The sequence below is a fragment of the Gallibacterium trehalosifermentans genome (assembly GCF_042433055.1).
Classification (GTDB): Bacteria; Pseudomonadota; Gammaproteobacteria; order Enterobacterales; family Pasteurellaceae; genus Gallibacterium; species Gallibacterium trehalosifermentans.
Genome location: NZ_JBHLWB010000001.1, coordinates 356194 through 382901 on the forward strand (window position 1 = coordinate 356194; position 26708 = coordinate 382901).

At 37.5% G+C, this 26708-nt stretch carries 22 protein-coding genes and 2 tRNA genes; 17 read left to right on the forward strand and 7 right to left on the reverse strand.

Annotated elements, in window-relative coordinates:
- Nucleotides 1-32 precede the first annotated feature (32 nt).
- Nucleotides 33-1073, forward strand: coding sequence for an AI-2E family transporter (locus ACFFHK_RS01550; RefSeq protein WP_382368266.1), 1041 nt, complete (start codon nt 33-35; stop codon nt 1071-1073).
- 88 nt (nt 1074-1161) lie between these two features.
- Here the strand turns inward: ACFFHK_RS01550 and sixA are convergent, their stop codons facing one another.
- Nucleotides 1162-1617 carry a phosphohistidine phosphatase SixA gene (sixA, locus tag ACFFHK_RS01555; RefSeq protein WP_382368269.1) on the reverse strand — a complete coding sequence of 152 codons (456 nt, stop codon included), beginning with the start codon at nt 1615-1617 and terminating at the stop codon, nt 1162-1164.
- A 180-nt stretch (nt 1618-1797) separates the two neighbouring features.
- Between sixA and pyk the strand changes: the two genes are divergently transcribed.
- Nucleotides 1798-3237, forward strand: coding sequence for a pyruvate kinase (gene pyk / locus ACFFHK_RS01560; protein WP_382368272.1), 1440 nt, complete (start codon nt 1798-1800; stop codon nt 3235-3237).
- Nucleotides 3238-3426: 189 nt separating this feature from the next.
- Nucleotides 3427-4527 (forward strand): ATP-binding protein, encoded by a 1101-nt coding sequence (locus ACFFHK_RS01565; RefSeq protein WP_382368275.1) that lies wholly within the window; start codon nt 3427-3429, stop codon nt 4525-4527.
- Between the two features lie 109 nt (nt 4528-4636).
- Here the strand turns inward: ACFFHK_RS01565 and ACFFHK_RS01570 are convergent.
- Nucleotides 4637-4713: transfer RNA gene (locus tag ACFFHK_RS01570), tRNA-Val, on the reverse strand.
- 232 nt (nt 4714-4945) lie between these two features.
- On the reverse strand, nt 4946-6349 hold the full coding sequence (asnS, locus tag ACFFHK_RS01575) for an asparagine--tRNA ligase (RefSeq protein ID WP_382368278.1): 1404 nt from the start codon (nt 6347-6349) through the stop codon (nt 4946-4948).
- A gap of 260 nt (nt 6350-6609) precedes the next feature.
- On the opposite strand from asnS, the gene ACFFHK_RS01580 reads away from it, so the two are divergent.
- Nucleotides 6610-7815, forward strand: coding sequence for an ROK family protein (locus tag ACFFHK_RS01580; RefSeq protein ID WP_382368281.1), 1206 nt, complete (start codon nt 6610-6612; stop codon nt 7813-7815).
- A gap of 461 nt (nt 7816-8276) precedes the next feature.
- Here ACFFHK_RS01580 and ACFFHK_RS01585 read toward each other — a convergent pair whose 3' ends face one another.
- Entirely contained in the window at nt 8277-9071 is a 795-nt protein-coding gene (locus tag ACFFHK_RS01585) for an alpha/beta hydrolase (RefSeq protein WP_382368931.1), read from the reverse strand.
- A 44-nt stretch (nt 9072-9115) separates the two neighbouring features.
- Nucleotides 9116-9970, reverse strand: coding sequence for a 16S rRNA (cytidine(1402)-2'-O)-methyltransferase (rsmI, locus tag ACFFHK_RS01590; RefSeq protein ID WP_382368284.1), 855 nt, complete (start codon nt 9968-9970; stop codon nt 9116-9118).
- Between the two features lie 116 nt (nt 9971-10086).
- On the opposite strand from rsmI, the gene ACFFHK_RS01595 reads away from it, so the two are divergent.
- Genes ACFFHK_RS01595 through dolP form a run of 4 tightly spaced genes read left to right on the forward strand, consistent with a single transcriptional unit; the run spans nt 10087 to nt 13388 of the window.
- On the forward strand, nt 10087-11817 hold the full coding sequence (locus ACFFHK_RS01595; protein WP_382368287.1) for a penicillin-binding protein activator: 1731 nt from the start codon (nt 10087-10089) through the stop codon (nt 11815-11817).
- A 5-nt stretch (nt 11818-11822) separates the two neighbouring features.
- Entirely contained in the window at nt 11823-12194 is a 372-nt protein-coding gene (locus ACFFHK_RS01600; RefSeq protein ID WP_382368290.1) for a YraN family protein, read from the forward strand.
- Nucleotides 12195-12199: 5 nt separating this feature from the next.
- On the forward strand, nt 12200-12778 hold the full coding sequence (locus ACFFHK_RS01605; RefSeq protein WP_382368293.1) for a D-sedoheptulose-7-phosphate isomerase: 579 nt from the start codon (nt 12200-12202) through the stop codon (nt 12776-12778).
- Between the two features lie 19 nt (nt 12779-12797).
- Complete coding sequence (gene dolP / locus ACFFHK_RS01610) at nt 12798-13388, forward strand: division/outer membrane stress-associated lipid-binding lipoprotein (protein ID WP_382368296.1); 591 nt, start codon at nt 12798-12800, stop codon at nt 13386-13388.
- Between the two features lie 133 nt (nt 13389-13521).
- Here the strand turns inward: dolP and ACFFHK_RS01615 are convergent, their stop codons facing one another.
- A complete protein-coding gene (locus ACFFHK_RS01615) occupies nt 13522-14340 on the reverse strand; it encodes a 5'-nucleotidase, lipoprotein e(P4) family (protein ID WP_382368299.1) in 819 nt (272 codons plus the stop codon).
- A 257-nt stretch (nt 14341-14597) separates the two neighbouring features.
- Here ACFFHK_RS01615 and grxD point away from each other — a divergent pair, with 257 nt between their 5' ends.
- Both grxD and ACFFHK_RS01625 read left to right on the forward strand, forming a co-directional pair.
- Nucleotides 14598-14936, forward strand: coding sequence for a Grx4 family monothiol glutaredoxin (gene grxD / locus ACFFHK_RS01620; RefSeq protein WP_382368302.1), 339 nt, complete (start codon nt 14598-14600; stop codon nt 14934-14936).
- A 49-nt stretch (nt 14937-14985) separates the two neighbouring features.
- On the forward strand, nt 14986-15648 hold the full coding sequence (locus ACFFHK_RS01625) for a histidine phosphatase family protein (protein ID WP_382368934.1): 663 nt from the start codon (nt 14986-14988) through the stop codon (nt 15646-15648).
- Between the two features lie 191 nt (nt 15649-15839).
- Here ACFFHK_RS01625 and ACFFHK_RS01630 read toward each other — a convergent pair.
- Nucleotides 15840-15916, reverse strand: a tRNA-Met gene (locus tag ACFFHK_RS01630).
- 205 nt (nt 15917-16121) lie between these two features.
- On the opposite strand from ACFFHK_RS01630, the gene mltA reads away from it, so the two are divergent.
- From mltA to serS, 7 genes are all read left to right on the forward strand, one after another.
- Complete coding sequence (gene mltA / locus ACFFHK_RS01635; RefSeq protein ID WP_382368305.1) at nt 16122-17213, forward strand: murein transglycosylase A; 1092 nt, start codon at nt 16122-16124, stop codon at nt 17211-17213.
- A gap of 3 nt (nt 17214-17216) precedes the next feature.
- Complete coding sequence (gene tcdA, locus ACFFHK_RS01640) at nt 17217-17990, forward strand: tRNA cyclic N6-threonylcarbamoyladenosine(37) synthase TcdA (RefSeq protein WP_382368308.1); 774 nt, start codon at nt 17217-17219, stop codon at nt 17988-17990.
- 44 nt (nt 17991-18034) lie between these two features.
- A complete protein-coding gene (gene rlmKL / locus ACFFHK_RS01645; RefSeq protein ID WP_382368310.1) occupies nt 18035-20176 on the forward strand; it encodes a bifunctional 23S rRNA (guanine(2069)-N(7))-methyltransferase RlmK/23S rRNA (guanine(2445)-N(2))-methyltransferase RlmL in 2142 nt (713 codons plus the stop codon).
- A 121-nt stretch (nt 20177-20297) separates the two neighbouring features.
- On the forward strand, nt 20298-23726 hold the full coding sequence (gene mfd, locus ACFFHK_RS01650; protein WP_382368312.1) for a transcription-repair coupling factor: 3429 nt from the start codon (nt 20298-20300) through the stop codon (nt 23724-23726).
- A 55-nt stretch (nt 23727-23781) separates the two neighbouring features.
- Entirely contained in the window at nt 23782-24090 is a 309-nt protein-coding gene (locus tag ACFFHK_RS01655) for a helix-turn-helix domain-containing protein (protein ID WP_382368315.1), read from the forward strand.
- Nucleotides 24083-25210 carry a type II toxin-antitoxin system HipA family toxin gene (locus ACFFHK_RS01660; protein ID WP_382368318.1) on the forward strand — a complete coding sequence of 376 codons (1128 nt, stop codon included), beginning with the start codon at nt 24083-24085 and terminating at the stop codon, nt 25208-25210. Before ACFFHK_RS01655 ends, ACFFHK_RS01660 begins: the two co-directional genes overlap by 8 nt.
- A 195-nt stretch (nt 25211-25405) precedes the next feature.
- Entirely contained in the window at nt 25406-26692 is a 1287-nt protein-coding gene (gene serS, locus ACFFHK_RS01665; RefSeq protein WP_382368321.1) for a serine--tRNA ligase, read from the forward strand.
- Nucleotides 26693-26708: the final 16 nt, after the last annotated feature.

Here is a 26708-nt window from a genome sequence, read left to right on the forward strand (position 1 = left end):
CAGATTAAAAATGAGATTGAATAGGAAACAGTATGGAAAACCCGAGTGCCAAGCAAAATATCAAGAATGTGATGATTGTGTTGGCTTGTTTAGTGATTATCCTAGCAGGAATTAAATCTGCTGTTGAAATTATCGTGCCCTTTCTATTAGCCCTTTTTCTTGCCATTATTTGTACGCCATTAATTAATTTTTTAGTCAAACTGAAAGTGCCATTATGGCTTGCGGTAATTGCTTTATTGGGATTAATTGTGATTACGCTTACGTCATTTGCAGGTTTAGTCGGGAATGCGGTGAATGAATTTTCTGCTTCTATTCCGACTTATAAACAATTATTAGCACAACGGATTGCGAGCTTAGCGCCATTTATGGAACGCTTTGATCTTTATCGTTTTATTCCGACCAATATTGTGCAAGAGCACCTTGATCCAAATATTATTATGAGCTTAATTCGCCGTTTATTAGCAGGTATTTCAGGCGTAATTACTAATGGATTTGTCTTGTTGTTGATTGTTGTGTTTATGCTGTTTGAAGCGCCGAGTATGAAACAAAAGCTAGCGGTTTTTTTTGCTAATAAACAAGAGCGTAAAGAGTTAGAAAATATTCAACGTGTGTTAAATAGTGTGATTAGCTATCTGGCAATTAAAACCTTTGTTAGTTTAGTAACGGGCATCTTAGTATGGACAGTATTGGTGATATTAGATGTTCAATATGCAGTATTATGGGGAACCGTTGCGTTTTTACTCAACTATATTCCTAATATCGGTTCTGTCCTAGCGGCGATCCCAGTTATCGTTCAAGCATTAATTTTAAATGGCTATAGTGAAAGCCTTTTTGTGGCGATAGCCTTTTTAGTCATCAATACGGTAATGGGCAACATTATTGAACCGCGTATGATGGGCAGAACGCTCGGATTATCCACGCTGGTGGTTTTCATCTCTTTAATTTTCTGGGGCTGGCTATTAGGTTCTGTCGGAATGTTGCTCTCGGTTCCTCTCACAATGGCAGTAAAAATTGCTTTAGAATCCAGCGAAAAAACTAAAAAATATGCGTATTTATTAGGAGATGGGAAATAACCTATTATTTATTGTTTTGATCGGATATCATTGGTATTTCTACTATTTTTTAACTGGGCTTAGTTTATACTAAGCTTAGTTCAACGCATCATACAACAGGCACTTTATATTCAACTAATTTTACAGATTGCGCTAGTTTCTCTAAGTGAACAATCGTTGCTGGGTGGAAAATGACCTCTTCTTTAACGCCTAAAGCACGCATAATTTCATCAACCAAAGGTAGATGTGAGACAATTAATATATTTTTAATACCATCTTGTTGTAACGTATCTAAATAATCGACAACCAGTTCAGCATGACCATAGGGAGTCAAATTTTCCCATGTTTCTACGGAAATTGCCTTTTTAAAATGTTGTTGCATATATTGATATGTTTGTTGCGCTCTAAGATAAGGGCTTACTAAAACTTGTTCTGGGATAGCGTGTTTTACTAACCATGAACCTTGTTCTGATGCCTGATCTTCGCCTCTTGCGGTTAATGGACGATCTTTATCTATAAATGTTGTAAAGCTCGCTTCACCGTGTCGCATAATAAAAATATTCATTTGCCTACCTCAATTAAGTGATTCGTTAAAATTTAACGGAGATATTCTCGCATTACATAAAAAATCAGCGTATAATCTCCGACCGTTTTATTATAGATACTTTAGTGCAAGGTATCATTTTTTCATAAAAAATTTAATGATTTAATTTTCAAGTATTGTTGTTATCTTACGGAGTAATTAATGTCTAGAAGACTAAGAAGAACCAAAATTGTTACAACCTTAGGTCCAGCTACAGATAAAGGTAATAATTTAGAAAAAATTATTGCAGCAGGCGCAAACGTAGTACGTATGAACTTCTCTCATGGTACACCTGAAGATCATATCAATCGTGCAGCAAAAGTACGTGAAGTTGCAAAAAAATTAGGTAAACAAGTTGCTATTTTAGGTGATTTACAAGGTCCTAAAATCCGCGTGTCTACGTTTAAAGACGGTAAAATCTTCTTAAATATTGGTGATAAATTTATTCTAGATGCTGAATTACCAAAAGGTGAAGGAACTCAAGAAGCAGTTGGTTTAGATTATAAAAATTTACCAAAAGATGTTGTGCCAGGTGATATTCTTCTTTTAGATGACGGACGTGTACAATTAAAAGTAATTTCTACTGAAGGTGAAAAAGTATTTACTGAAGTAACTGTTGGTGGTCCGCTTTCTAATAATAAAGGGATTAATAAATTAGGTGGTGGCTTATCAGCAGATGCATTAACTGAAAAAGATAAAGCGGATATTATTACTGCAGCCAAGATAGGTGTAGATTATTTAGCGGTTTCATTCCCTCGTTGTGGTGCAGATATTGAATATGCACGTAAGTTAGCAGTAGAAGCTGGATTAAATGCAAAAATCGTGGCAAAAGTAGAACGTGCGGAAACAGTGGCAACACAAGATGCGATTGACGATATTATTAAAGCGTCTGATGTCATTATGGTTGCACGTGGCGATTTGGGGGTTGAAATTGGTGATCCTGAACTTGTTGGCGTTCAGAAAAAGCTAATCCGCCGCTCACGTCAATTAAATAAAGTGGTGATTACTGCAACGCAAATGATGGAGTCAATGATCAGTAATCCAATGCCAACCCGTGCAGAAGTTATGGACGTAGCAAATGCAGTATTGGACGGAACAGATGCTGTTATGTTATCAGCTGAAACTGCAGCAGGGCAGTATCCAGCAGAAACTGTGGCTGCTATGGCGAAAGTCTGTTTAGGCGCCGAAAAAATGCCGAGCATTAATGTGTCTCGCCACCGTATGGACGTTGAGTTTTCTTCAATCGAAGAGTCTGTTGCCATGTCAGCAATGTATGCCGCAAACCATATGAAAGGTACTGCTGCGATTATTGCGATGACCAGCACAGGTCGTACCGCTCGTTTAATGTCTCGTATTAGTTCTGGTTTACCGATTTTTGCGCTTTCGCGTAATCAAAGTGCATTAAACCTTTGTGCTTTATATCGTGGTGTTGTACCTGTCTATTTTGAAGAAATGAGTCGTACAGTTGAAGGTGCAAAAGTTGCCATAAATCTATTAAAAGAAAAAGGTTATTTAGTTTCTGGCGATTTAGTTTTACTTACACAAGGTGATGAATTTATCTCTGGTGGCACCAATACTTGCCGTACTTTAGTTGTAGATTAATTTACGCTTTTTAGATTATAAAATAAAAACCTCTAACCATTGTGTTAGAGGTTTTTTTATATATACGATTTTTAACTTGCTTACGAATCAGTTCCATTAGATAACGAGGTCAACTCAGAAAGATATACATAATTATATAAGAAATGTATAATTATACTTATTTTGTATAATTATATATAAAGGTCGTCTATGAAAGATCCACTTTATTATCCAAGAACTGAGCTTGCAAGCCGTATTTTAATTAGTTTAAAAGATGGCATTATGCACGCCCTAACCTTATTTGCACCACGTCGTATGGGGAAAACGCAATTTTTACTAAACGATATTAAGCCAATGGCAAAAGAAATGGGGTTTAATGTATTTTATTTTAGCTTTATGGAGAAAGCGGATAGCGAAGCAAAAAAAGTGTTTAATGCGCAGTTACTTGATTTTTTAGATGAAGTAACCAGTGGTACAAATAAATTTACTCAAGCAATCAAACAACTTAAAAGTGTTGATGTGTTAGGGGTTGGCATTGAGTTAGTAACTGAGAGTAAAGGATTTTCTTTTACTGTTAGTGGACTACTTAACGAATTAGCAGAGAAATCCAAGAAGCCGATTATAATGTTGCTTGATGAAGTACAAGAGTTGGCAAGAGAGAAAGGCAATGATGATTTTATTCAATCCTTGCGTACGGGGCTTGATGTAAATCAAAATAAAATTAAAGTGATATTCACGGGAAGCAGTACAAATGGCTTGCGGTTGATGTTCAATGACAATAAAGCGCCTTTTTTTCATTTTGCACACCCTATTGACTTTCCATACCTCACGAAATCATTTACAGACTTTTTAGCAGATATTTACCATAGCCGAACAGGCAAGCAAATTGATAAAGAATATTTTTATCAGCTCTTTGAGCGAGTGCATTTTACGCCATTATATATGCGCTCAATTACGCAAGATATGATTATTAACCCTGATTTAACGTTAGAACAGGCGGCAGAATATCGGCTTTCTCAAATGGCAGAATTAAGCGATGCGAGCAAAATATGGGCGAAATTAAGCTTGTTAGAGCGTGAAATAGTCAAGCTGATCACAGAAGGAGAAACAACACCTTACAAAAAGGCAACAAGAGAGAGATTAGCCGCTAAAATTGGGGTTGAGGAACTTAGTGCAAGTTCAATACAAGGACAAATAAGAAAATTAGAGAAAAAAGAACTGATTACAAGAGATATAAATAAATCAATTAAAATCAATAACCCACATTTCCAAACATGGATTAAAGAAAACTGTTTTGATGGCAAAGAATAGCATTTATGATTGCTTTTTGAGTAGCATTTAATTGTAGGATATATATTAGCTATGCCACCTAAAAAACAGTTGTAATGGAATTGGAGATTAAGTTTTTGGAAAAGTTAGATGGTGCGACCGGGTGGACTCGAACCACTGACCCCCACCATGTCAAGGTGGTGCTCTAACCAACTGAGCTACGGTCGCTTTGTGAAAACCTCGCCATTATAATGAGCTACTACGGAATTGCAAAATATTTTTAAATAAGAATGAACTAAATGCCTAAAAAGCCAACAACTTAAATAAATTATCATTGTAAATCATACTAATTGATAATAAAAAATTGTATTTAGTACTCTAACAGTGAGATTTTAAGGTACAAAAAAGCCAAATGATCTTAAATGCATTTGACTTTTTCTCAATCATCTGCTACTAACGATTAGAATGCAGCGTTTCTTGGTGAGCGAGGGAATGGAATGACATCACGAATATTTTGTACCCCAGTTACATATACGATTAAGCGCTCAAAACCCAGACCAAAGCCTGAATGTGGCACAGTACCATAACGGCGTAAATCGCGATACCACCAGTAGTCTTCTTTATTAAGTCCCATCTCTTCCATACGTTTATCTAACACCTCTAAACGTTCTTCACGTTGTGAACCACCAATAATTTCCCCAATTCCTGGTGCTAAAACGTCCATTGCAGCTACCGTTTTACCGTCATCGTTGAGACGCATATAGAACGCTTTAATATCTTTCGGATAGTTTTTCACCACAACAGGAGATTTGAAATGTTCTTCAGCGAGATAACGCTCATGTTCTGAAGAAAGATCAATACCCCATTCCACAGGGAACTCAAAAGTTTTGCCACATTGTTTTAAAATTTCAATCGCATCAGTGTAGTCAACTTGTGCAAAGTCAGAGTTAATAAAGTTTTGCAAACGAGTAATTACTGTACTATCAACATGTTTGGCAAAAAATTCCATATCGTCCATACGCTCATCTAAAACGGCTTTAAAGACATATTTCAACATATCTTCTGCTAATTTAGCGTTATCTGCTAAGGTAGCAAAAGCGACTTCGGGCTCTACCATCCAAAATTCTGCAAGGTGGCGAGTCGTATTTGAATTTTCTGCTCGGAACGTCGGTCCAAACGTATAAATTTTACTTAAGGCACACGCATAAGTTTCACCATTAAGTTGACCTGATACGGTTAAGAAAGATTCTTTGCCAAAGAAATCTTGGCTAAAATCAATTTCGCCTTGTTCAGTTTTTGGCAAATTGGTTAAATCTAATGTAGATACACGGAACATCTCGCCAGCACCTTCTGTATCAGATGCTGTGATTAGTGGAGTTGCAACCCAATAGAAACCTTGTTCATTAAAAAAACGATGAATGGCTTGAGCAAGGCAATGACGCACACGGGCTACCGCACCAATTAAATTAGTACGAGGGCGTAAATGTGCTACTTCACGTAAATACTCAATAGAATGACGTTTTGCTGCCATTGGATAAGTATCGGGATCTTCCACCCAACCACACACCTCGATTTTTTCCGCTTGTAATTCAACCGCTTGACCTGCTGCAGGAGATTCTACTACTTTCCCTGTAACCACAACAGAACAGCCAGCCGTTAAACGTAAAATTTCTGATTGATAATTTTCAATAGACTGATCAATCACCACCTGAATTGGGGAAAAACCAGAGCCATCATAAACAGCAAGAAATGAAACGCCTGCCTTAGAATCACGTCGAGTACGCACCCAACCACGTACCACGGTGGACGAACCAATCGCCACGTCGCCTTTTAAAATCTCAGCAACGGATTTAGCTTGTGTCATAGTAACCTCAATGAATTTCTTGTTTTTTATAAGCACGCCATTCTACAACAGTTTGCTAATAGGATAAATGCAGAAACACAAAAGTAGTGGAATTTATCAACAATTTTTTGAAAATTAAAAAATAGTTGAAAATAAAGTGTGAACTCTTTCGCAAATTTGCAGGAAACTGCTTGAGAATGGAGTAAAAAATTCGTATAACAAACAAAATTATTATCTTATGGAGTAAAACAGTTTTGGTGTGAACTGTTGACAAAGGACTTATGGCAAAGCAGTTATTAAACTCATCACAAAAATTACAGCATTTAGGCACAATTTATCGTTTAATTGAACAATTTGATCTCATTTCACGGATTGATTTATCAAAAATTTCAGGCTTAGCCCCCGCCAGTATCACGAATTTTACGCGAGAATTAATCGATCTAAAATTAGTAATCGAACGCACCACACAAACGCCGATTTTACGAGGACGTCCTGCTGTAGGGCTAGCGATTTCTCCTTTTTATTGGCAGTCATTATGTGTGGTATTAAGTGAAAGAGAAATGACACTTTTCCTCTGTGAACTGAATGGGAAAGTTGTTGCAACCAAATGTTATCCTATTTTAACGACACAACTTACAGAATTAAATTCCCTATTAATTAATAATTTAACTGCTTTTCAGCAAGAATACCGACAACACATAATACAACTCTTTGCCATAGCGATTTCAGTAGATGGTCTACTTAATCGTCAACAAACGGGAATTGAGCGTTTAGGGCAATATCACCTCAATCTAGAACTGCAAACTGAATTAAATCAACACTTTCATTTACCTATTATTTTAACGGAATATTTTTCAGCATGGGTGTTTGCTGAATCAACGTTAGGCGCTGCAATTAGTAGTGAAAATGTCATTTTTTTACACATTGATGAAGCGATTAATATGAGTGTGTCAATTAAAGGAAAAATGATCCAAGGTAGCAAACAACAACGAATGAATATTGATCGTGTTTGTTTGCCGACTTTAAATCCACTCTCTAACATTATTAGTCAAGATTTATTAGCCGAAGATGCTCAGCAATTACAACATCATGTAACTTATGCTGCGATTTATCGCCTTGTGAATCATCTTTTGCCAAATGATATTGCAGATAATGAACAAAAAATTCAATATCTTTGCGATTTAGCGGATCAAGGTAATGAACAGGCGATTGCTATTTTGCACTATGTGGCAGATGGTATTTCATATGTGTTAATGAATTTAGTAAATATTTTTTCATCAGACAAAATTATGATCAATTCTAGCTATTTAGGATCAAATGCTATTTTTGTTGAACACTTAAAACACAAATTAAATCAAAATCTCTTACTCGATCAACATCAGGTTAATATCATCACAGGGCATTATGCTCAAAATAATGCCGTTGTAGCCAGTGCGATAGTAAAAAAATACCTTTATAGTGGGGAATTGATTGGAACTTTGTTGTAATGTTTGTGAGAGCATGGAATAGATAAGTTAATTCTATAAAATTATTTCAAACAATACTTATATTAATTTCATTAATAAATAGAGTAGAGTAAAACGCTAAGGTAAAAGGGACAATACGATAAATTATTGTCAATTAATTATATTTCCCTTTCCTTTGAATAACTAACACATAAATTTATCTTTTATAATGTTGGCATTATTAGTAAAACTAAAAATAGAGACGGCGGGATAACAATGCCAATAATTCCAAGTCTAAGACAGAATTTTGGGGTCAAAATCTCCTTGGGAAGAATAATAAAGAGTAAAATTGAACCGAAGAATAGTATATGTGCAATAAAGAGAAGACTATTCCAAAGCTTAATTCCTGCATCGAAAGCCATGGCAACGGGAATAAAGCTAAAAAAGGCAAAGAATAATGTTAAACAAACTAAACATAAACGTACAATACAAGAAATCATTATTTACTCATTAAAAAATGCAAACCTTAAAAACTCCACAAAATGATCTGCCCAATGTTTTTCGTGGTGGATTTCGTTTGCCATTAAACGTAGGCAGATATTGTCTAGTGGGTGTCCAGTACGGATTAAGGCTTGATAATAGCGTAACGTACAATCAATATAGGCTTGATTCATATTGGAAATAAATTGTGCATCAGCATCATCACCCTCTTTCGTACCAACGTGAATAAAGACTCTACTAGCTTGATCAACGGGGTGTTGGTGGAGAAAGTCAAGAAAAGCAGGCTCACTAAACCATGATGCTAAGGAAAAAACGCCTAAATGCCCAAAAATGTGTGGATAAGCCGATCCCATATAAGCGGTGATAATTCCCCCCATCGAACTGCCAGCTAATAGGGTATGTTCTCGTTCTGGTAAGGTACGATAGTGTTGATCAATAAAAGGTTTTACAACTTCTACCACCCATTTCCCATACTCCATACCTAAACCACCTATGTTTCGCATTTCTGGGGAACCGACATCGGTTTGCCAAGGGGCGTATTCATCTAGACGAGCTGCGCCAGCATTATCAATGCCTACGACAATTATTTGTGGTAGTGCTTTATCGTGTTTGAGAGTAGGAATAATTTTCCATGAATAGCCAGAATAAGACTCTTTACTATAAAAAACATTCTGTCCATCGTGCATATATAGCACAGGATAGCGTTGCCATTGTTGTTGGTGATAATTTTGGGGTAAAAGAATACGCACGCGACGCATATGATCAAAATATGGCACATAAAGATAATGTTCTTGCATTTCAAGGTAATGATGACGATACACGATAATTCCTTTCTCTACGATTAATGATCAGATGCGAAATGGTCTAAACCATACTGATAGAGGGCATTTTTTTTATAACCATAAACTTCAGCTACAATCGCTGCTGCTTTTTTCAAGGGCAATTCTTGGCTAATTAAACGTAAACTTCGTAGAGCTTGTTCGCTAAAATCCGATTTATCGGGTTCAGGCGCGCCTTCAACAACTAAAACAATTTCCCCTTTACAGCGATTAGCATCTTGTTTTAGCCAATCAATTAACTCCACTAAACGGCTGCCATAGAGAGTTTCCCAGGTTTTGGTCAACTCTCTCGCCATGACAAGGTAACGATCTTCCCCGAAGATCAATAACATATCTTGTAGGGTATCGAGAATTCGATGTGTAGATTCATAGAAAATCAAGGTGCGAGGTTCTTGATTTAATTCAGATAAACGATCTTGGCGAGCTTTGCTTTTTGCTGGTAAAAAACCTTCAAAACAGAAGCGATTAGAAGCAATTCCTGCTGCAGAAAGTGCTGTAATAGCCGCACAACAACCAGGAATAGGCACAACTTTAATATCAGCTTGGCGGCAAGCTCGTACAAGATGAAAACCAGGATCACTGATTAATGGGGTGCCAGCGTCAGAGATTAAGGCAATATTGATACCTTGTTGTAATTTTTCGATTAATAAAGTGGCTTTTTGTTGTTCATTATGATCATGCAATGCAAATAATGTTTTTTTTATCGCATAATGATTAAGCAGTAAACCACTATGACGTGTGTCTTCTGCTGCAATGAGATCAACTTGGGTTAAAATATCCAACGCACGTTGGCTAATATCATTTAAATTTCCGATTGGGGTAGCAACAATATACAATGTGCCAAATAAATTGCTCATAATTAAGTCTTTTATTTGCTTTTAAACTAATAGATAAGTAAGATTTTACAGGTACTCAACTTTAGGTTGAGTGGTTTTATTTTGTCATGATAGTTCAAATTATCATAGGGAAGAATATGTTACACATTCTATTACAACGAGTGAATTTAAAAAATCTTTTCCTGATTTTTTTTGTTGTGTTTAGTGTCGCAGGGTGTAGTGTTTTATCAGGTTCAGGAAATACTATGTTACAAAACGATGCTTACGCTAGCTCAGATTTTTATTTAGATAAAGTCAATAGCAGCCAAAATGATAACGAGCGTACTAATTATCAATTATTAGCTGTGCGTGCTTTATTAAGTGAAAACAAAATTAATCAAGCAGAGAGTTTATTGTCTTCACTGAAAGATCTTGATAAATCTCAACAACTTGATGCAAGTTTATTAAAAGCGCATTTATTATCCGTACAGCGAGATAACCATGGTGCGATAACATTATTAAATACAATAGATCTCAACGTACTAAGTTCTTCACAAAAAGTTCGCTATTATGGGGTGTTAGCTCAAGTTTCAGAAAATAGTAAAGATTTTGTCGGTGCGATTAATGCACATATTCAGATGGATCGTTTTATTACTGATATGCAACGTAAGCAACAGAATAATGATACTATCTGGAGCTTATTGAGAAGTTTAGATAAGAATACGTTAAATAGCTTAATTGTTGAGCCAAATGATATTGTCTTAAAAGGGTGGATTGATTTAGCAAAAGTCTATAACGATCATCTCTCACAACCTGAGCAAATGCGCTTTGCGATTCAAAACTGGAAAATGACTTATGCAAACCATTCTGCCGCCTTTTTACTACCAACTGATTTACGTGGTGTGGTTAACTTTGAAGAATTAACTCTTAAACAAGTCGCTTTATTATTGCCATTAAGTGGTAATGCTCAGTTGATTGGTAAAATTATTCAACAAGGTTTTAATGATGCTCATGGAAGTTCTTCTGTGATTGTGAAAAATTACGACACTATGAGTGGTATCTCTGTAGTAGATCTTGTAAATCAGGCGAAGCAAGAGGGGGCTCAAGCGGTTGTTGGTCCGTTATTAAAAGATAATGTGGAAACATTATTAAATAGTAGCGTGATGCAGGGATTAAGCGTTTTAACCTTGAACACAGCTCCGAGTATGCGACCGTTACAGGGTGTTTGTTATTATGGATTATCGCCAGAAGATGAAGCACAATCTGCTGCAGTAAAAATGTGGAATGATGGTGAAACAAATCCAATGGTATTCGCACCACAAAATGATCTTGGACAACGCAGTGCTTCAGCATTTAATGCTAAATGGCAGCGTCTTGCAGGAACCGACGCAAATACTTATTACTATAGTCTCGTTGATGATATTTTGGCGAATATTAAAAATGCCGCAATGTCAGGTAAGGTGAATGCGATTTATGTTGTCGCAGATAGTCAACAACTGCAAGAGATCAAAACAGCATTAGATAATTCAGATGCTCATAGCATAGCGATTTATGCAACCTCACGCAGTAATTCAGCTAATAATGGTCCTGATTACCGTATAACAATGAATGGGGTGAAATTTAGTGATATTCCATTCTTAAGTGATCTCAACTCAGCAAGTTATCAACAAGCATTAAAACTTGCAAACGGTGATTATTCATTACTTCGTTTATATGCGATGGGAGCAGATGCGTGGATCTTAATTAGTAAATTTGCTGAAATGCGTCAAATTCCAGGTTATAGCATCAATGGGTTAACGGGAGTATTGCAAGCAGGTGATGGTTGTAATATTGAACGATCAATGACATGGCTACAATATGATAACGGCAATATTAAGACGATTAACTAATTGATATGTCATTATTTCGACCAAGACAACAAGGTGGCGAGTTTGAACAACAAGCTCGCCATTTTTTAGAACAAAAAGGATTAATTTTTATTGCTGCCAATCAAACTTTTCGTTGTGGAGAACTTGATTTAGTTATGCGCGAGCAGCAGACCATTGTCTTTGTTGAGGTTCGTCAACGAAAAAGTAAGCGTTTTGGTTCAGCAGTAGAAAGTATCTCTTGGGCAAAACAACAGAAATGGTTAAAAGCTGCTAATTTATGGCTGAGTCAGTATAATCAAAGTTTAGATACCGTAGATTGCCGATTTGATGTGGTTGCATTTGATGGTATTGATCATCAAATTACTTGGTTAAAAAATTTTATTGAGCTGAATGATTGAGAAATATGTTAGAGAGAATAAAAGCATTATATGAAGAGAGTATCAAAGGACATATTGCAACAGCTGCAGTGATTCCAGAGATCTTAGCAAAAACCACTAATGAATTAACACAATGTTTATTGAGAGGGAATAAAATTGCTGTTTTTGGTTATGGACGTTCTACTGCTAATGCGCAATTATTGGTAGCGAATTTAATTAATCGCTATCAATTAGCGCGACCAAGTTTTCCAGCGGTATCGCTAGGTTTAGAGGGAACGGTAGGGGCGGCATTATTGAGTGATAATAATTTGCTAGAAGCATACCAAAAACAGTTTAATGCAATGGTACAGTCTGGTGATATTTTAGTGGTATTAACCCCCGATACGGAAGAGATTTCACTTTCTCTGATCCGTTATGCAAAAGAAAAAGATATTTTAGTAGTTGCATTAACAGGGGATAAAAGCGATCATTTAAACGGTTTATTAGATGAAAATGATATTAATATCGCTGTTCCCGTACAAAAAGAAGTGCGAGTATTAGAACAACATCTCTTTATTATTAATACCTTGTGCGAATTAATTGATTTTTCGCTGTTTTCTCATTAATCCCAAAAAGGAGGCAATAATGCGTAATCGTCAATGGAAAAAATTAATAAAAGTGAGTGCAACAGTAGGGGCTGTTTTATTATTACAAGGGTGTGTCGCTGCAGTGGTTGGTGGCGGCGCTTTCGCAACAAAAGTTATCACAGATCCGCGTACTACAGGAACGCAAATTGATGATCAAACATTAGAGTTACGTGTAACAGATGTATTACGTAAAGACAAACAACTTAATTCTCAAGCACATATTAATGCTATTGTTTACAATGCGAGAGTATTATTAGTTGGGCAAGCGCCAAATGAAAGTTTACGCGAAGTGGCAACTAGCTTAGCAAGAGGGGTAAAAGATATTGCTGATGTGTATAATCAAATTGAAATTGCACCAAAAGTAAGTTTTACTCAGGTAAGTCAAGATACTTGGATTACAACACAAGCAAAATCTAAACTCTTTGTAAATGGCAATGTAAAAGCAACTGATGTGAAAGTAATCACTGAAAATGGCATTGTTTATTTATTAGGGCGTTTGACGCAAGCACAAGCGAATGCTGCAGTAGAGGCAGTACGTAATATTAGTGGCGTGAAAAAAGTTGTAAAAGTCTTTACCTATTTAAATTAAGAATAGATAAATGCCTTAAATCGTTTCACTGTTTAAGGCATTTTTGTTACTAATCTCAGTGTCATCAACAAAAATAAAGATAGTGAATGTACTATTCACTACCTAAATTTACTCATTTAGCAAGATGTTGAGACTATTTACCGTCCCAAGCATTTAACGCTTCTTCACGGATCTTTAATTTTTCAGTATTGGATTTATTAAAGTAGTTTGGCGCTAAACCACCTTCCCAATCACCATAGTTTGGATTTGGTAAAATAATATATTGTTTGCCAAACTTATTTTGATTTTCGCTAACAAAATGGCGACGTTCTGCGTTAGATTTACGGTAAGTTGCATCACCATAATCGTTAAGATTATCCCCAACAAACATGACAATTTCATACCCCATCTTTTCAATTTCGGCAAAACGCGCAGATTTTGCGGATTTATCTTTTTTCAAGAGTAATGTTTTCTCATTCACGCCAGTGAATCCTAAACGTTTCATATCATCAATCGTTCCCGCTTTTTCATTGCTATCTTTACGATTTGAAACATAAAACATTGTGCCACCATGACTATTCACATAGTTAGCAAATTCTACGGCGCCAGGAATCGCAGCAGTTTGACGTGCATCGACCCATTTTGTCCATGTCTCACCACTAAAAGGTTGGAGATGTTTTGCTTGCCAAGCTGCATAGGCACTGTTATCTAATAACGTCTCATCTAAATCAGATACCACTGCTTTTTTCTTGCCTTTTTGCACTTTGGCATGATCAAAACTGACTTTAGCGATGTTAAAGGCTTGGTAAGCCAATGCCTGATATTCACCAGATTGCTGCAGCCAATTTACTCCAAAAGTGGTCTGATCAACTAGGCGTTGCTCAGCCTGTTTTTCAGTATATTGTTGACTGCTACAAGCAGATAATGCTAATACAGCAGAAATAGTTAAAAGAGTTAATTTTAAGCCTTTCATTGTCTTCTCCTTGAAGTGATTTTAATAATCTTGGATATTGTACGCTTTTCAGGAATAAGGTGCTGGTTATAATTCGTGATTTAGATCACAAATTTAACGATTGAAGAGTGAAGAGAACACTTATCTCAGTAAAGAGGATAGTTTGAGTAAAAAGCATAAAAGCGGCGAGTAATCACCTAAGCAAGATTGGTTTATTTCTAGGCTTATGCTACAATCTCGACACTTTTTGTCTTATCGTATAGCGTGAGGTTAAACAAATGGAAACTATCGAAAGAATTAAACAGCAATTAAGTGAAAATCCAATTATTCTTTATATGAAAGGCTCACCAAAATTCCCATCATGTGGATTTTCTGCAAGAGCAGTAGAAGCCATTATTAATTGCCAAGTGCCGTTTGGTTATGTAGATATTTTGCAACACCCAGATATTCGAGCGGAATTACCAAAATTTGCAAATTGGCCAACTTTTCCACAGTTATGGGTAGAGGGGGAGTTGATTGGTGGGTGTGATATTATTATGGAGATGTTCCAAAAGGGTGAATTACAACCATTATTAAAAGAAACTGCCGCAAAATATGCAGATCAAGAACAAGCTTAATAGATCATAAACAGCCCTCGACAATGAGGGCTATTTTTTGAGGGTTATGATGCAAAAAAATCTGACTTTTTATTTTTTACGCCATGGTAGAACAGAATGGAATGAAAAGGGGCTGTTACAAGGGCAAGGGGATTCCCCTTTGACTGTAGAGGGCGTAAACGGTGCTTTGGCAGCAGGGCAGGCATTAAACGATATTCCATTTATTGCTGCTTATTCTAGCTGTTTGCAACGTACGATTACTACCGCGCGTCATGTGATTGGCTCGCGTGATATTCCTTTATTCCAGCATCAAGGGCTAAATGAACAATTTTTTGGTCAATGGGAAGGGATTCAGGTTGATACCATTCGGCATACAGCGCCATTCCAACATTTGGTCAAACAACCTGAGATATATGATCAGCATATTGCTGAATATAATCAAGGTGAGCCATTTAGTGCATTAGCCGCTCGTTCATGGCAAGCCGTGCAAGATATGATTCGAGTGCATCAACAAGGAAATATTTTAATTGTTTCACACGGACATACCTTACGTTTATTACTTGCCTTATTAGGCGGACATACTTGGCAAACTCATCGCCAACCTGATGTCAGCGAGAGTTTGATTAATTGCAGTATTAGTGTGGTCAATTATCAACAAAATGGTGAGGAAAAACAGTTCAACATTGAACGTATCAATGATACGGCACATTTATCTATTGCCACGCCATTATAATAATTGAGAAATATTGTCGGATAAGTCAATCCGACATTCTTACCAGTTAATTTCTGATACATCTATTGCACAAGTTGTTCGTCGCTAAAATGCGATGTTTTCTTGGTGAATTGTGTAAACCAAAGCTTATCACAGCTACAGAATAAAAAAGATAAGAAAGAAGAAAATAAATTTAATGAGGAAAAAATGATTGGTTGCGGGGGCTGGATTTGAACCAACGACCTTCGGGTTATGAGCCCGACGAGCTACCAAGCTGCTCCACCCCGCGTCAGATGTGCGCTACTATACCCTCTTTTTTCGTTTTTGCAAGTTTTTTTAAAAAAATAAATTTTATTTGATAAAAATTTAATCATAAACGAAATTAAAACGAACATTACAGAGAAATTTCAGCAAGATCTGCATAAACTTGTTATTATTATTGCCGTTTTTTTCAGTATAAATTTTAGTAAATGTAAGGGCTATATTATTATCCTATGGGAAAATTTAAAAAAGTTGCTGCGGTTGTCGCCGCTATTTTCGTGCTTGCTGGTTGTTCCTCAGCAAATCACTCAGATACTAATCTTTCGCAACGTTCATTATATGAACAATTAGGGGCAGTTTATCAAGGGCGTAGTTATATGAGAGCGCCTTTAACGCCAGTTGGCATGGTGGAAAATCATAGTGCAGTCGTGAATCAAGGCGATTTTCTCACACAGCTAAGTATGATCAGTAGTGTTTCACCACGCTTAACTGCAGCATATCGAGATACATACGATAAAATTACCAGTTGGGTATTAGCGGGAGCAGAGATTTCTCAATTAAATTATTTTGGCATTGGGATTCAAAAAATGGCAGGCGAAGATGGTTTCCAAAATGTCTTAATGACGGGTTACTATTCTCCTGTTATTCATGCTCGCCGTACACCACAAGGGAAGTATCAACACCCAATTTATGCCATGCCACGCGCGAAACGTTTTTCTCGTGCGCAAATTTATGCAGGGGTATTAAATGGGAAAGGATTGGAACTTGCTTATAGTGATTCCATGCTAGATAACTTTTTATTAGGCGTACAGGGCAGCGGTTATATTGACTTTGGAAACAATGAGTTAACCTATTTTGCCTATGCAGGACAAAATGGTTTTCCTTATACTAGCGTTGGACGCTTGTTAGTCGAAGATGGCGAAATTCCGAAAGAGAAAATGTCGATACAAGCGATTAAAGAATGGGCGACGAATAATCCACACCGCTTACAAGGGTTATTAGAACGTAATGAATCTTATGTCTTTTTCAAGAATGTACCAAATGGCAAGGTAAAAGGTTCAGCAGGGGTACCGTTAGTCCCATTAGCTTCAGTCGCATCTGATCGCAGTTTAATACCATCAGGAACCGTATTATTGGTGGAAATGCCAGAAATTGATGATGAAGGGAAGTGGAAAGGCACCCATCAGTTGCGTTTAATGGTGGCATTAGATGTCGGTGGTGCTGTAAAAGGGCAACATTTCGATTTATATCAAGGGATTGGCGAGCAAGCAGGGCACGTTGCAGGCTTGTTAAAACATTATGGACGCGTTTGGGTATTAAATTAAGCAATGGCTCGAGTAGATAATTTTGCACAACGTTTTGCTGGAATTGGACGTTTGTATGGTGAAGAGGCTTTACAACGTTTACGCAAAACACACGTTTGTGTGATTGGCATTGGTGGCGTAGGTTCTTGGGTGGTTGAAGCATTGGCACGCTCAGGGGTTGGTAAATTAACCTTAATTGATATGGACGATATTTGTGTAACGAATGTCAATCGCCAAATTCATGCGGTTACAGAAAATATTGGCGCACTAAAAACAGAAGTGATGCAACAACGTGTTTTGAGTATTAATCCAGAAGCACAGGTTGAGATTATTGATGATTTTTTGACAACAGAAAATCTCGCCGATTATTTGTTACGCGGTTACGATTATGTGGTCGATGCGATTGATAGTGTGAAAGTAAAAGCAGCATTATTAGCATTTTGTAAGCGTAATAAAATTAAAGTGATTACCACGGGTGGCGCGGGCGGACAAACCGCTCCAAGTCAAATTCAAATTAAAGATTTGAGTAAAACTATTCAAGACCCATTAGCGGCAAAAGTGCGCTATTTGTTACGCAAACAATATGGTTTTACTGATAATCCACAACGTAAATTTGGTATTGATTGTGTCTTTTCGACCCAGCCACTCATTTTCCCAAAAATGTCAGGGGAATGCTCAACATCGGCAACGATGAATTGTAGTAATGGTTTTGGGGCTGCAACGATGGTAACCGCGACCTTTGGTTTTTTTGCTGCGGCACGAGTAGTGGAAAAATTATTGCAAAAATCGGCAAGCTAATTTGTTATAATCGGCGACAATTTTGACTCAAGAAGAAAACGAAGATGAATCAACTATTTGCCACCACAGCACGTGGTTTTGAAGAATTATTAAAAACAGAATTGGAAAAGTTAGGAGCGAGCCAATGTAAAGTGGTGCAAGGAGGTGTTCACTATGCCGCCGATGATGAAACCCTTTATCGTACCTTATTATGGAGTCGTTTAAGTTCTCGTATTTTATATCCACTTTTTACCAGTAAAGTTTATGATGATGCCGATTTATATTCAGCAGTCGTCAGTTTTGCTTGGCAACAACATTTCTCTGCGGAGGATAGTTTTGTCGTGGATTTTAGCGGTACAAATGATGCTATTCGCCATACACAATATGGCGCAATGCGGGTGAAAGATGGGATTGTGGATTACTTTACTCGTCAGGGCAATCCTCGTCCGCAAGTGGACAAAGAGTATCCTGATATGCGGATAAATGTCTATCTCAATCGTGATACGTTAAATGTTTCGCTCGATTTAAGCGGTGAAGCACTACATATGCGAGGTTATCGTAGTGATACTGGGGCAGCGCCATTGCGAGAAACATTAGCGGCGGCAATCATTATTCGTTCTGGCTGGAAACAGGGAACGCCATTAGTCGATCCAATGTGTGGTTCGGGGACATTATTGATTGAAGCGGCACAAATGGAAGCACAAATTGCGCCACAATTACAGCGTTTACATTGGGGATTTAATCGTTGGAAAAAACATCAACAACAGGTGTGGTTGACGATTAAAGAACAAGCCTTAGCACAGGCAGAACAAGGTAAAAAAGCGTGTACAGCCCATTTTTTTGGCTTGGATCGTGATCATCGTGTGTTAGAAAAAGCGAGACAAAATGCTGAAAATGCAGGCGTTGGGCATTTAATCCAGTTTACCGCAGCAGATATTGCGACACTAACACCACCGACTGATGAGGTGGGAACGGTGGTGTGTAACCCACCTTATGGTGAACGGTTAGGTGCAACGCCAACCCTGATTGCGTTATATTCTGTATTTGGCAGACGCTTAAAACAATCTTTCCCTGATTGGCAGGCTTCTATTTTTAGTAGTGAAATCAGTCTATTAGATTGTTTGCGTTTACGTTCTGCTCGTCAATTTAAAGCCAAAAATGGACCTTTAGATTGTATACAGAAAAATTATCTGATTAGTGCAGTACAAACAGATAATCCAGCCTCCAGCGAAGATGAAGCAGCGTTACAATTTAAAACACAAGGTGTCGTCGCACCAGATTTTGCAAATCGCTTAAGCAAAAATATCAAGAAAATTGAAAAATGGGCGGTTCAACAAGGGCTAGAGGCATATCGTCTATATGATGCTGATTTACCCGAATATAATCTTGCTGTTGATCGTTATGCTGATCATATTGTGGTACAAGAATATGCTGCACCAAAAAATATCGATCCACAAAAGGCTCGCCAACGCTTACTTGATGCCGTAACCGCAACATTAAATGTTACTGGCGTGGCAACCGATAAGTTAGTGTTAAAAGTACGCCAAAAACAAAAAGGTGCAAACCAATACGAAAAACTAGCCAATAAAGGCGATTACTTTTTTGTGCAAGAATATGGGGCAAAATTGTGGGTCAATTTGACCGATTATTTAGATACGGGGCTATTTTTAGATCACCGCTTAACCCGCAAAATGGTAGGAGAATTAGCGAAAGGTAAAGATTTCCTCAATCTGTTTGCTTACACAGGTTCTTGTACGGTACACGCAATTTTAGGTGGCGCAAAGTCAACAACAACTGTCGATATGTCAAATACTTATCTAAACTGGGCAGAACAAAATTTTATTTTGAATGAGATAAAAGGTAAGCAACATAAATTGATCCAAGCTGATTGTTTGCAGTGGTTGGATAATGCGAAAGGGCAATATGATTTAATTTTTGTTGATCCACCGACATTCTCCAACTCGAAACGAATGGAAAATAGTTGGGACGTACAGCGAGATCACCTCACTTTATTACAGAAATTAAGTAAATTATTACGCCGAAATGGTGTGGTGATTTTCTCGAATAATAAACGCGGTTTTAAAATGGATTTAACAGGATTAGAACAGCTCGGGTTACAGGCGGAAAATATTTCTGCACAAACGTTGCCACTTGATTTCCAACGTAACCCACACATTCATAATTGTTGGCGAATTACCTTTAAATAAATAGCAAGGCACTAGGGCGTGCTCGCACTAATTTATAAAGAAAACAAAAGTTAGCTTGCACGAAAAATAAGAAAAAAGAAATTTTACCCGTAATAGAACCCTAAACAACAACATAAAAACTATGCACTTTTTCAATCTAAATTTGGCAAAAAAAGCGAACGATCATAAATATTTAGGCAATGCTATTGCAGATAGTCGTGTTCTAGCAATCGCAGAGTTAGCACAGCAACATCAAGGGGTAACTGTTGTGGTTACCTCAGATATGCGGCAAGCCAATCATTTAGCCGAAAGTCTCGCGCAATTTTCCCTCTCCGCTGCGATTTTTTCTGACTGGGAAACGCTGCCTTATGATACGTTTTCGCCACATCAAGAGATTATTTCTACTCGTTTAAGTACCTTATTTCATTTACAACAAGTAAAACAAGGCATCTTTATTTTGCCGATTAGTACTTTAATGCAACGAGTTTGCCCACCTGATTATTTAGCACAAAACGTATTGTTAATTAAACAAGGGCAACAATGTGATTTAGAACAGTTGCGTTTGCAGCTCAATAAGGCTGGGTATCGCGCGGTAGATCAAGTGTATGAACATGGTGAGTATTCCGTGCGTGGTGCGTTACTGGATCTCTATCCAATGGGGAGTAGCTTACCTTATCGTTTAGATTTTTTTGATGATGAAATTGATTCTATCCGCACTTTTGATGTCGATACTCAACGGACAATCGAACAGATTCAGCAGATCAATTTATTACCAGCACACGAATTTCCGATTGATGAAAAAGGGATTGAATTTTTTCGAAGTAATTTTCGTGAAACCTTTGGCGAGATTCGTCGTGATCCAGAACATATTTATCAACAAATCAGTAAAGGGACTTTATTTGCGGGGATTGAATATTGGCAGCCACTCTTTTTTAGTCAAATGGCAACATTCTTTGATTATGTGCCAATTAATACCTTATTTATTACTGATGAAAATATTCAGCAAAGTGGTGAAAACTTTTTCCGTGATGCGACATTACGCTATGAAAATCAAAAAGTCGATCCAATGCGCCCACTATTACCGCCAAGTGCATTATGGTTGCGTATCGAAAATTTGAACCAATATCTAAAAGATTATCCTCGTATTACGCTGTGCGAAAAATCATTAGCAGAGCAAGCTCGCAATCAAAATTTAGCGGTGCGTGCCTTACCAGAATTAACCATTAATGCGCAACAAAAAGAGCCATTAAAACTATTACGTCAATTTATTGAAAGCATAAACGAGCCAATCGTGTTTTCCGTTGAAAGTGAGGGAAGACGAGAAACCTTACTTTCACTCTTAAAACCATTAAAAATTAAACCAACAGCAATTACTGCATTGGCAGAAGCGAAGCAACAACGCTTTAGTTTAATGATTGGATCAATGGAAAAAGGGTTTATTGCCGAAGCGCAATTTGCCTTTATTTGCGAAACGGATCTTCTCGGCGAGAAAGTGCAAACACGTCAACGCCAGCAACAGAAAAATGTAAACCCAGATGCGTTAATTCGTAATTTAGCCGAGTTAAAAATCGGGCAGCCTGTGGTGCATTTAGAGCACGGTGTGGGGCGTTATGATGGGTTAACTACATTAGAAACAGGCGGCATGATCGCGGAATATTTGGTATTACGTTATGCCGATGATGCCAAATTATATGTGCCTGTTTCCTCATTACATTTAATTAGCCGCTATGTGGGTGGTGGGGAAGAGAATGCTCCATTACATAAATTAGGCAGTGAGGCGTGGATTAAATCACGGCAAAAAGCAGCCGAAAAAATTCGTGATGTAGCGGCAGAATTATTAGATGTCTATGCGAAACGTGAATCTCGCCCTGGTTTTGCCTTTCAATATGATCGAGAAGAGTTTCAACAATTTGTTGCCACGTTCCCATTTGAGGAAACCTATGATCAGCAAATGGCAATTAATGCAGTAATTAGCGATATGTGCCAAGCTAAACCAATGGATCGTTTAGTTTGTGGTGATGTTGGATTTGGAAAAACTGAAGTCGCTATGCGCGCTGCTTTTTTAGCGGTAATGAACCAAAAGCAGGTGGCGGTATTAGTTCCTACCACGCTTTTAGCACAGCAACATTATGATAATTTCCGTGATCGGTTTGCTAATTTACCCGTGAATGTGGAAGTGTTATCCCGTTTTAAAACCACGAAAGAACAGAAAAATATTTTGACCTTAGTGCAAGAGGGAAAAGTCGATATTTTAATTGGTACACACAAATTGTTACAGGGTGATGTTGATTTCCATGATCTTGGTTTATTAATCATTGATGAAGAACATCGCTTTGGCGTGCGCCAAAAAGAGAAAATTAAACAACTGCGGAGCAATATTGATATTTTAACGTTAACTGCCACGCCAATCCCTCGTACTTTAAATATGGCGATGAATGGTATTCGTGATCTCTCCATTATTTCAACACCACCAGCTCGCCGCTTGGTGATTAAGACTTTTGTGCGCCAACACGATGAACGTATTATTCGTGAAGCCATTTTGCGAGAAATTTTGCGTGGTGGGCAAGTCTATTATTTGCACAACGATGTAGAGACCATTCAAAATTGTGCCGAGAAATTAGCGGAATTTGTGCCAGAAGCCCGCATTGGGATTGGACATGGACAAATGCGAGAGCGGGAGCTTGAACGGGTGATGAGCGATTTTTATCATCAACGTTTTAATGTACTGGTTTGTACTACCATTATTGAAACTGGTATCGATATTCCGAGTGCTAATACCATTATTATTGAGCGCGCCGATCACTTCGGCTTAGCACAATTACACCAACTGCGTGGACGAGTTGGACGTTCGCACCATCAAGCCTATGCGTATCTTTTAGCGCCACCAGAAAAATTAATGACCAAAGATGCACGTAAACGGTTAGAAGCTTTGAGTAGTTTGGATAATTTAGGGGCTGGATTTGTGTTAGCTACGCACGATTTAGAAATTCGTGGAGCAGGTGAGTTGCTAGGTGATGAACAGAGCGGACAAATTGAAAGCATTGGTTTCTCGTTGTATATGGAACTATTAGAGAATGCAATGCAAGCCTTAAAAGAAGGCAAAGAGCCAACGTTAGATGAGTTGACACAGGCACAAGTGGAAATTGATTTACGTATTCCAGCCTTGTTACCAGAAGATTATTTGGGCGATGTCAATTTACGTTTGTCTTTCTATAAACGGATTGCAGGGGCAAAAAATGAAGAAGAGTTATCGGAGTTAAAAGTAGAGTTAATCGATCGCTTCGGTTTATTGCCACAAGCAACAAAAAATCTGTTTGAGATTGCCTTGTTACGTTTACAAGCGAAACCATTAGGTATTCAAAAAATTGAAGCTATGGCAACAGGGGGATTTATTGAATTTTCACCACAAACAGAATTAGATCCAATGCTATTTTTAAGACTGATTCAACAACAACCAAACGTTTATCGTTTTGATGGTCCATTAAAATTTAGATTTACCCAAGATTTTAGCGATACCCAACAGCGATTAGGCTTTGTCATGGATCTGATTGCCAAAATTTCGGGGAGTTGAAAAGAGTTATTTTGAACATTATAATGACCAAAATAAATGAAAAATGGTTGTTATAATGTTCAACAAAACAAAATCACCTAAATTATTTCCTAAGTATGAAAATGTTTTGATTCAACTTGGAGAAAATATCAAACTTGCTATTAAACGTAGAAAATTTACCCAAACATTGCTTGCAGAACGAACGGGGCTGAGTCGAATGACAATCCGTAAAATAATCCAAGGTAATCCCAATGTTGCTATTGGCTATTATGTCATGGTGCTAGGAGTATTAGGATTAGAACAAGATTTTAGCAAGGTTGGTAAAGATGATGAACTAGGACGCAAATTACAAGATATTGCACTATTAAGGAAATCAAATGAGTAAAGATATTTATGTATTTGCTGACTGGGAAGCTTTTAGCAAGCCAGAATTAATTGGCATGTTATCTTCTGATGTGGTGAGAGGAAAAGAAACATTTCGTTTTCGTTATGATAATAACTGGCTAAAATCACCTTTTGTACAGCAGATTGATCCAGATCTTCAGCTTTATTCAGGCGAACAATATAGTTTAAATGCACAAAATTTTCGAATTTTTCTTGATTCTTGTCCTGATCGTTGGGGACGTTTATTGATGAAACGGCGAGAGATTGCGTTAGCGAATCAACAAAATCGTAAACCTAAAATGTTGTTAGAAAGTGATTATCTGTTAGGTGTGCATGATATGAATCGTATGGGAGCATTAAGATTTAAAACTGATCTGAATGGCGAATTTTTAGATAATAACGATTATTTAGCCGCCCCACCAATTTCCTCTTTAAAAGAATTAGAGTTTGCCGCCTTTCAGCTAGAAAATAGCAATATTGATGATCCTGATTATTTAAAATGGCTTTATATGTTAATTTCCCCTGGTTCATCTTTAGGGGGCGCAAGACCTAAAGCCTCCGTAATTGATGAAAATAAACAGTTATGGATAGCGAAATTTCCTAGCAAATATGATGAGTATAATGTTGGGTTATGGGAATATTTAGTATATTGCTTAGCCATTCAGGCGGGCATTGAAATGGCAACGTGTCGAATAGAAAAATTTAATCAGGCGTATCATACTTTTTTGACGAAAAGGTTTGATCGAGTAGGTGAACAACGTCGCCATTTTACGTCAGCCTTAACTCAATTAGGTTACTATGATGGCGATTACGAAGCGAGTTATTTAGAAATGGCGCAATTTATAACAGAAAATGGTTCTCAAGCTAAAGCAGATCTTATGCAATTATGGCGAAGAATTGTTTTTAATATAGCGGTATCAAATACTGACGACCATTTACGCAATCATGGATTTATCTATCAAAATTCAGGTTGGGCGTTATCACCAGCTTATGATCTCAATCCCAGCCCCTTATCTCAAGGGTTACATCTCAATATTACAGATAGTAATAATAGTCTAGATTTCCAATTAGCTTTTGAAGTGGCTGAATTTTTTCAATTAACGCCTAACCAAGCCAAATAAATTTATGATGAAGTGATGGTTGTTGTAAATAAATGGCAAAAGTTTGCAACAAATTTGGGTATTTCTAGGCAAGAGCAAGAGATGATGAAATATGCATTTAATCTATAAATTTTCCACGAGTAGAATGCTTTTCCGTGTTAGAATAACGCCGTTTTTTTCTTTCAATAAATCATAGAATCAAAAAAGGAAACCAAGATGATTGATCCTAATCTATTACGCAATGATTTAGCGGGTACGGCTGCAAAATTACTAGAAAAAAGAAATTTTGTCTTAGATGTACAAAAAATTGAGCAATTAGAAGAACAACGTAAAGTATTACAAGTTAAAACCGAAAGTTTACAAGCAGAGCGCAATGCACGTTCAAAATTAATTGGTGCAGCAAAAGCACGTGGTGAAGATATTCAACCCTTATTAGCTGAAGTGGATAATATGGGATCTGAATTAGAACAGGCGAAAGTAGCTTTAGATCAGGTTCAAGAAGAATTAAGACAAATTGCCTTAACCATTCCAAATATTCCTGCCGATGAAGTACCACACGGGAAAGATGATAGTGAAAACCTTGAAGTTTTCCGTTGGGGCGAACCGAAACAATACGATTTCCCAATCAAAGATCACGTTGATTTAGGCGAACTCAGTGGCGGCATTGATTTCCCAACAGCGGTGAAATTAACTGGCTCAAGATTTGTGGTGTTAAAAGGCAAAATCGCGCGTTTACACCGTGCTTTAGCGCAATTTATGTTGGATTTGCATACCGAACAACACGGCTATTTAGAAACATATGTACCTTATTTAGTCAATCATGAAAGCCTTTATGGGACAGGGCAATTACCAAAATTTGGCGAAGATCTATTCCATACCAAGCCATTAGAGGGGGAGCAATCTTACGCATTAATTCCAACGGCGGAGGTGCCTGTAACCAATATGGTGCGTGGTGAAATTTTAGAGGCAGACGATTTACCATTAAAAATGACTGCGCATACCCCATGTTTCCGTTCTGAAGCAGGGTCTTATGGACGTGATACACGCGGACTTATCCGTATGCACCAATTTGATAAAGTGGAATTAGTGCAAATTGTTGAACCAGAAAAATCGATGGCAGCGTTAGAAGAGTTGACTGGACACGCCGAAAAAGTATTACAACTGCTAGGCTTACCATATCGTAAAGTGTTGTTGTGTACAGGGGATATGGGATTTGGTTCATGCAAAACCTATGATTTAGAGGTGTGGGTACCAGCACAAAATACCTATCGTGAAATCTCTTCTTGTTCAAATATGTGGGATTTCCAAGCGCGTCGCATGATGGCACGTTATCGTGTGAAAGGGGATAAAAAACCTCGTTTAGTGCATACCTTAAACGGTTCTGGTTTAGCGGTTGGGCGCACCTTAGTAGCTGTATTGGAAAATTATCAACAAGCCGATGGAACGATTGTTATTCCAGACGTCTTGCGTCCATATATGAATGGATTAGACGTCATTTGCTAAGCAATATTGTACGAAG

Bases quoted from the DNA above. Each gene is read 5' to 3' on its own strand.
- ACFFHK_RS01550 (WP_382368266.1), top strand. From the start codon at position 33: ATGGAAAACCCGAGTGCCAAGCAAAATATCAAGAATGTGATGATTGTG.
- sixA (WP_382368269.1), bottom strand. From the start codon at position 1,617: ATGAATATTTTTATTATGCGACACGGTGAAGCGAGCTTTACAACATTT.
- pyk (WP_382368272.1), top strand. From the start codon at position 1,798: ATGTCTAGAAGACTAAGAAGAACCAAAATTGTTACAACCTTAGGTCCA.
- ACFFHK_RS01565 (WP_382368275.1), top strand. From the start codon at position 3,427: ATGAAAGATCCACTTTATTATCCAAGAACTGAGCTTGCAAGCCGTATT.
- asnS (WP_382368278.1), bottom strand. From the start codon at position 6,349: ATGACACAAGCTAAATCCGTTGCTGAGATTTTAAAAGGCGACGTGGCG.
- ACFFHK_RS01580 (WP_382368281.1), top strand. From the start codon at position 6,610: ATGGCAAAGCAGTTATTAAACTCATCACAAAAATTACAGCATTTAGGC.
- ACFFHK_RS01585 (WP_382368931.1), bottom strand. From the start codon at position 9,071: ATGCAAGAACATTATCTTTATGTGCCATATTTTGATCATATGCGTCGC.
- rsmI (WP_382368284.1), bottom strand. From the start codon at position 9,970: ATGAGCAATTTATTTGGCACATTGTATATTGTTGCTACCCCAATCGGA.
- ACFFHK_RS01595 (WP_382368287.1), top strand. From the start codon at position 10,087: ATGTTACACATTCTATTACAACGAGTGAATTTAAAAAATCTTTTCCTG.
- ACFFHK_RS01600 (WP_382368290.1), top strand. From the start codon at position 11,823: ATGTCATTATTTCGACCAAGACAACAAGGTGGCGAGTTTGAACAACAA.
- ACFFHK_RS01605 (WP_382368293.1), top strand. From the start codon at position 12,200: ATGTTAGAGAGAATAAAAGCATTATATGAAGAGAGTATCAAAGGACAT.
- dolP (WP_382368296.1), top strand. From the start codon at position 12,798: ATGCGTAATCGTCAATGGAAAAAATTAATAAAAGTGAGTGCAACAGTA.
- ACFFHK_RS01615 (WP_382368299.1), bottom strand. From the start codon at position 14,340: ATGAAAGGCTTAAAATTAACTCTTTTAACTATTTCTGCTGTATTAGCA.
- grxD (WP_382368302.1), top strand. From the start codon at position 14,598: ATGGAAACTATCGAAAGAATTAAACAGCAATTAAGTGAAAATCCAATT.
- ACFFHK_RS01625 (WP_382368934.1), top strand. From the start codon at position 14,986: ATGCAAAAAAATCTGACTTTTTATTTTTTACGCCATGGTAGAACAGAA.
- mltA (WP_382368305.1), top strand. From the start codon at position 16,122: ATGGGAAAATTTAAAAAAGTTGCTGCGGTTGTCGCCGCTATTTTCGTG.
- tcdA (WP_382368308.1), top strand. From the start codon at position 17,217: ATGGCTCGAGTAGATAATTTTGCACAACGTTTTGCTGGAATTGGACGT.
- rlmKL (WP_382368310.1), top strand. From the start codon at position 18,035: ATGAATCAACTATTTGCCACCACAGCACGTGGTTTTGAAGAATTATTA.
- mfd (WP_382368312.1), top strand. From the start codon at position 20,298: ATGCACTTTTTCAATCTAAATTTGGCAAAAAAAGCGAACGATCATAAA.
- ACFFHK_RS01655 (WP_382368315.1), top strand. From the start codon at position 23,782: ATGTTCAACAAAACAAAATCACCTAAATTATTTCCTAAGTATGAAAAT.
- ACFFHK_RS01660 (WP_382368318.1), top strand. From the start codon at position 24,083: ATGAGTAAAGATATTTATGTATTTGCTGACTGGGAAGCTTTTAGCAAG.
- serS (WP_382368321.1), top strand. From the start codon at position 25,406: ATGATTGATCCTAATCTATTACGCAATGATTTAGCGGGTACGGCTGCA.